The sequence below is a fragment of the Solemya velesiana gill symbiont genome (assembly GCF_002020805.1).
In the GTDB taxonomy this organism is placed as follows: Bacteria; Pseudomonadota; Gammaproteobacteria; order Chromatiales; family Chromatiaceae; genus Sedimenticola_A.
Map to the genome: position 1 here is coordinate 1 of NZ_MPRJ01000104.1, position 6,552 is coordinate 6,552.

Below are 6,552 nucleotides of genomic sequence, written 5' to 3' on the forward strand. Positions count from 1 at the left end.
GGTGCCTGGTGAATGAAAACTCTTATTTTTCAGACCATCCTTAACTGATCACCCAAGTCTCTGCGATTGGAAAATTGACCATGGTAAAGATCTACGGAATACCCAACTGCGACACCATGAAGAAGGCCCGGAAGTGGCTTGAAGCGAACGGTGTCGAGTATGAATTTCATGACTTCAAGAAACTGGGCCTGGATGAAAACCGGCTCCGGGGATGGGTGAAGGAGCTGGGTTGGGAGACCCTGCTCAACCGCCGCGGTATGATCTGGCGCAAGCTCAGCGACGAGGTCAAGAATAATATCGACGAAGCCTCGGCCATACGGGTTATGCTGGAAACCCCCAGCATCATAAAGCGCCCGGTACTTGACCTGGGCGACCATCGTATAGTCGGGTATTCAGAAAAGCAGTACAGCGAACTCTTCTAATTCAACACATGTCAAAGACCCTGGATCTCGCCATCGACCTCATCAGCCGTCGCTCTATCACGCCGGAGGATGCAGGCTGCCAGGATGTGATGATCCAGCGCCTGGAGGCGATAGGCTTCCAGATCGAGCGAATGCGCTTTGGCGAAGTGGACAATTTCTGGGCACGGAGGGGCGATACCGGCCCTGTGGTTGCCTTTGCCGGCCATACAGACGTGGTCCCCCCGGGCAGAAGCGAAGCCTGGGACTCTGATCCTTTCGCACCGGAGATCCGGGACGACCTGCTCTACGGGCGAGGTGCCGCAGACATGAAAGGCAGCCTGGCCGCCATGATCACGGCAGTGGAGTCCTTCGTGGAGAATCACCCGGATCACAGCGGTTCAATCGCTTTTCTGATCACAAGTGATGAAGAAGGGATCGCCACCCACGGCACGATCAAGGTTATGGAGGCCCTGGAACAGCGCGGCGAGAAAATCGACTATTGCCTGGTCTGCGAACCGTCCAGCACAGACCGGGTTGGTGACGTCGTGAAGAACGGACGAAGAGGTTCTCTCAGCGGCATTCTCACGGTTTTCGGAAAGCAGGGCCACGTGGCCTACCCTCACCTTGCTTCCAATCCGGTCCATAGTGCAGCATCGGCCCTGGCCCGCCTGAGTGGAGAAACCTGGGATGAGGGCAATGACCACTTCCCCCCCACCAGTTTCCAGATCTCAAACATCAACGCAGGAACCGGCGCCGAAAACGTCATTCCCGGCGAGATGGAGGTGCTGTTCAACTTCCGCTTCTCCACCGAGTTGGACGAGGAGAAAATCAAGACCCGGGTACACACCATTCTCGATGAAGAGGGTGTGAGCTACGACCTGGCTTGGCGCCTCTCCGGACACCCCTTTCTGACCCCGGAAGGCGCACTCGTAGATGCTGTTCAGGCAGCTATCAGCAATATAACCGGTTACCGAACCGAGCTATCCACGTCCGGCGGCACATCGGACGGCCGTTTCATCGCCCCCACAGGCGCCCAGGTTGTGGAAGTGGGCCCACTCAATGCCACTATCCACCAAGTCAACGAGTGTGTCTCGGTTGAGGATCTCGATACACTTTCGGCGATTTACGACAGAACACTTGAGAGATTGTTGAGCTAACCTGCCCTGGCAATTCCTATCCGGCACCTGCATACTGCAACCCTTCACTCCCCTGTGCTGACTTTAACAACACTCACTATCTTATTGTTTTAAATAATAATTACCGAGTTACTGCACCGATGTTTTTTGTGGACCACATCACACTTTCATCGTCACCATAGAAAAAATGTTGACGTAAGCGTTTTATTATTGTATTATTTTTTAATCAGTTTATGATGGCCTTTTTACAGGACATCTAACTGTACGGTCTAAGGTCTGCAAGGCTCAGCCGAATGCAGTATCGTAGTAGTGCTGAGTCTTGCTGTACCTTTTGTCTCCTCCATCCTCCTTTGGTAGTTATTTATAAACTTGGCTCCTCCAGCCAGGTTTTTTTTGCCTCAATTTTTTGAACTGGTTCAAATAAAACTCCACCCGAGGTAAATATTTCTGTAAAGTAAATATGGACAGCGCCGATACAATCGGACGTAAATTACCAATAACACTAATAATCGTAATGGAATCAGCATGAAGGCCGAATTCATCAATCCCTTTCTACACTCTATCGTTAATGTCCTCACCACCATGGCGCAGATGGAGGTATCAGCCGCCCCCCACTCTAAAAAATGGAAATATCGCAAAAGGGGATGTAACGAGAATTATCGACTTGGCAGGTAACCAGGCAAAGGGTTCCATGGCTATCACATTCCCCAGCCCGTCATTCTCGAAGTGGCTACCCGGATGCTTGGAGAAGAGATTAGCCACATCAATGACACCGTCACGGACTGTGTAGGCGAGATCACCAATATTGTAACCGGTGGCGCGAAACGGAGTCTCAGTGAACAGGGATACGATTTCGACCTTGCAATCCCCGGGGTCGTTTCAGGAAAAGGCCACACCATATCCCACAGCCACACAGGAAGAACCATACTCCTGCCTTTTGAGACATCGCCGGGTCACTTTTTCGTAGAAATCTGTATGACGGAGCATGCTCGCTAGTCCCTGTGATCCGGCTATGGGAATCAGCAGAACAATATTTCAAATCCAGGAAGCAGCGTAGCCTTTTGAAATATCTGGATATTGAAGCCGCCTCACTTCGATCGGCAGGACTCAACCTGATCTCAGTAATGCGCTGGGATGCCCTACCTGCTGAAATCCGGACCAAAATCGATTCATCCAACCTTTCACATCATCCCAGGTCACTCATCCTGATAGGCCATGGTGGAAAAAAACTCTGGAGCGCAATCCCGGAAGACCAGTTCAAACGAACTGATCCTATAGATAACTTCAGTACAGAACAGAGCAGGCTTTTTGCTGATAAGCTCCTTGGGAGAGACAGGTATCAGGTGCTTTTCCCTGGCCCGGTAACCGTACCACTGCAGAGATTGGGCAGGTATGCAGGGTGGCATCATGACTCCCCTCTCGGGATCGGCATCAATGGGCAATGGGGGCTCTGGTTTGCATACCGAGCAGTACTGATTACCGATATAGAACTACCTAAAACCGCCCACGCAGAAGGCCCCAATCCCTGCCACAGCTGCCAGACCCGCCCTTGCACAACCAGCTGCCCGGCCTCCGCCATAAGCGTGGAAACTGGACTAGACTTGAATAAGTGCACAACCTTCCGGCTACAGGCCGCGTCAGTCTGTGCCAGGAACTGCCTGGCAAGGCTGGCGTGCCCGATTGCACCGGAGCATCGTTACAGTCCACGGCAGATGGAGTATCACTACTCAAAATCTCTTGAGACTTTACAGCGTTTTTATGGTAAAAATGATTGAAATATAAAGAGTTTTTAACAATCTCTTTTTTGTAATTAAACCACCAGACACCACCCGGAATACATCGATGACCACCACTGCCGCACCCTTTTCGGGAAATGCCAATGCAGCGAATGACGAGGCTACCGCCAACGCATCCGACACATCTGCGACGACAGTCCCGACGCTTGATGATCCCTCTCTTTTCCTGAACCGGGAGCTGACATGGCTGGAGTTCAACAAAAGAGTGCTGCATGAGGCCACTGACACTCGTGTTCCCCTGCTGGAGAGACTGAAATTCATCGCGATCGTCAGCTCCAACCTTGACGAATTCTTCATGAAGCGTATCGGCGGCCTGAAACAGCAGGTGGGTGCCGGCATGTCACGACGCACAGTGGATGGCCGCACCGCCCAGGAACAGATCGACGAGTGCAACCAGGTGGTACGGGAAATCGAAGCGCAGAAGCTCACTGCCCTGGTAGATGTGCTGGAGGGTTTGCGTGAGCACGACATCGCCATCCTCAACTACGATGAACTTGACCAGGCAGACGAGGCTTACCTGCGTGACTACTACTACCAGAACATCTTCCCCCTGGTCACACCGCAGGCCATCGACCCGGCCCATCCTTTTCCGTTCATCTCAAATCTGTCACTCAACCTGCTGGTGCAACTGCGTTACCCCGGAAAAACCAGCAAGACCACCCTCACCCGCATCAAGATTCCTGTGGGTGCCGGCATACCGCGCTTCCTGAAGATTCACAATAAGAACCACTTTGTGCGTCTCGAGGATGTGATTTCCCATAACCTGGACATGCTGATGCCGGAAATGGAGGTAATGAGCTGTGAACTGTTCAGGGTCACCCGCAACGCCAATACCGAGCGCAACGAAGAGCATGCCGATGACCTGCTCATTATGATTGAATCGGAGCTGCGTGACCGGCGCTTCGCCCCCATCGTTCGCATGCAGGTTCAGGCCCACATGGACAGCGTGCATCGCGGCATGCTGGCGGCAGAACTGCACCTGGATGAAGAAATTGACGTTTACGAAGTCAACGGCATGCAAGCCATGCGGGACCTGTTCGAGCTTGCATCTCTCGACCTACCTGAACTTCGTGACCCACCCCACCAGGCCGTGGATCATCCGGAACTGAAAGATAGCCGTAATATCTTCCATATCATCCGCGAACGGGGCCCCCTACTGTTACAGCACCCTTACGAATCCTTCGGCACCTCTGTGGAACGCTTTCTCAGAGAGGCGAGCCAGGACCCCAAGGTGCGCGCCATCAAAATGACCCTCTACCGCACCTCCAGCGACTCCCAGGTGGTGAGATCACTGATCCGTGCAGCACAAAACGGCAAGCAGGTCACCGTGGTGGTGGAGCTCAAGGCCCGCTTCGACGAGGCGGCCAACATACGCTGGGCCAACCGCATGGAAGAGGCAGGTATCCACGTCACCTATGGCGTCGTCGGCCTCAAGACCCATTCGAAAATCATCCTGGTAGTGCGCAATGACTACGGTGGACTCAAGCGTTACCTGCACATTGGTACCGGTAACTACCACGCCGGCACCGCCCGTCTCTACTCCGACCTGGGCATACTGACAAACGACGATAATCTCGGACGTGATGCCACAGAGCTGTTCAACTACCTCACTACCGGCTATACGCCGCAGCGGAGCTACGAAAAACTGCTTCCTTCGCCGAAAATGCTGAAGCAGGCTCTCCTTGCCAAGATTGACCGCGAACGCAAACTGCACAGCGAGGAAAATCCGGGGCTGATCCAGTTCAAGATGAACGCGCTGGAAGACGCCGATATCACCCGCGCCCTTTACGAGGCATCCCGAGATGGTGTCCAGGTGGACCTGATCGTCCGTGATACCTGCCGCTTCCGCCCAGGGCTTCCAGGGGTCTCGGAAAATGCCAAGGTGGTCGGTATTGTCGGCAGGTTCCTGGAACATACACGTATCTACTACTTCCACAACGGGGGGGACGAGGAGTACTTCATCGGCTCTGCTGATGCAATGAAGCGCAACCTGGAATCCCGTGTAGAGGTGGTCACACCTGTTGAAGATCCGAAACTGAGAGAGAACCTGCGCTTCCTGCTGGATACCCAGCTACAGGACCAGCGAAGCGCCTGGGACATGCAATCGGACGGCAGCTACCTGCAGCGTCAGCCCGAATCGGATGACATGATTATTGGCAGCCAGGCACTGCTGATTGCCAATACCGAGAAGCGGGCCAAGCAGGCTACCAAGCACCTGCGGGGAAAACGGGCAAAACGCCCGGGCAGAAACCTGCGATAGTACGTTTGTAGATAGCCCTTGGATATATAGAGATGGCGGATACAAACCCTCTTGATCCGGAAAAAACACAGCAGATCCTGTGGGGCGCGCTTCTCGGTTCCGTTTCACTTCTGGGCGGGGTCATCTGGTTTCTGGCCACCCAGGTCGAGACGACGCCGGTATCCCAGGAGATACTGGACATCATTCTCTGGGTCGGCTTCCTTTCAGCCCTTCCCTACCTGGGTCTCAAGCTGGCTGCCAAGCGCCAGTCAGAAGAGAGGCGCTGGCAGACTCAACCAACCCCAGGTACTGAATCCGAAGCAAAACAGAAAAATCTGCAGCGCTTTATTATCGGGGCCAGCCTGGCGGAAATGCCTGCCATGTTCGCGATTGTGTATACCGCACTGGGAGGGAGTATCGGTTGGGCCTTTGCCCTGCTCCTTGCAGCGCGCCCTTCCACGACCCGTATAATCTGATTGTTATCTCGGCGATCGAATATGTCACCGGATCATTAACGTTTGCCGATCAACTCAATCTGGTACCCGTCGGGGTCCTCTACAAAAGCAATGATGGTGGTGCCTGCATTCATCGGTCCGGCATCCCGAATGATCTTGCCACCACGGCTCTTGATCTCCTCACAGGCCCGGTAGACATCATCCACTTCGATGGCAATATGACCAAACGCACTGCCGATCTCGTAACTATCCACTCCCCAGTTATAGGTAAGCTCGATCACGCTGTTTTCAGCTTCACTGCCGTAACCCAGAAACGCAAGCGTAAATTCCCCCTTGGGATAATCCTTCTGACGCAGCAACCGCATGCCCAGCACTTCGGTATAAAAAGCAATGGATCGTTGCAGATCGCCTACCCGTAACATGGTATGGGCGGTTTCAAGTAATAACTGCAATTCAATTACGCAGCAAGCAAATCTACTTGCCGCCCCATAAATAATTCATTCGGTGATCGATAGCCTCTTGTGG

General features: G+C 53.4%; 5 protein-coding genes and 1 pseudogene. 5 read left to right on the plus strand and 1 reads right to left on the minus strand.

The annotated features are described in order from the left end of the window. The first annotated feature begins 80 nt into the window (after positions 1–80). The 5 genes and pseudogenes from BOW53_RS12015 (at position 81) to BOW53_RS12035 (ending at position 6,048) form a co-directional block, all read left to right on the plus strand. Complete coding sequence (locus BOW53_RS12015) at positions 81–422, plus strand: ArsC family reductase (RefSeq protein WP_078488219.1); 342 nt, start codon at positions 81–83, stop codon at positions 420–422. An 8-nt stretch (positions 423–430) separates the two neighbouring features. Beyond that, positions 431–1,558, plus strand: a complete 1,128-nt coding sequence (gene dapE, locus BOW53_RS12020) for a succinyl-diaminopimelate desuccinylase (protein WP_078488220.1) — start codon at positions 431–433, stop codon at positions 1,556–1,558. Positions 1,559–2,230: 672 nt separating this feature from the next. Further along, positions 2,231–2,533: pseudogene (locus BOW53_RS13595) on the plus strand (chemotaxis protein CheX); the annotation flags it as partial. 846 nt (positions 2,534–3,379) lie between these two features. Beyond that, on the plus strand, positions 3,380–5,593 hold the full coding sequence (gene ppk1, locus BOW53_RS12030) for a polyphosphate kinase 1 (RefSeq protein WP_078488222.1): 2,214 nt from the start codon (positions 3,380–3,382) through the stop codon (positions 5,591–5,593). Between the two features lie 32 nt (positions 5,594–5,625). Then, positions 5,626–6,048 (plus strand): hypothetical protein, encoded by a 423-nt coding sequence (locus BOW53_RS12035; protein ID WP_078488223.1) that lies wholly within the window; start codon positions 5,626–5,628, stop codon positions 6,046–6,048. Between the two features lie 35 nt (positions 6,049–6,083). Here BOW53_RS12035 and gloA read toward each other — a convergent pair whose 3' ends face one another. After that, positions 6,084–6,449 carry a lactoylglutathione lyase gene (gloA, locus tag BOW53_RS12040; RefSeq protein WP_078488224.1) on the minus strand — a complete coding sequence of 122 codons (366 nt, stop codon included), beginning with the start codon at positions 6,447–6,449 and terminating at the stop codon, positions 6,084–6,086. Positions 6,450–6,552 lie beyond the last annotated feature (103 nt).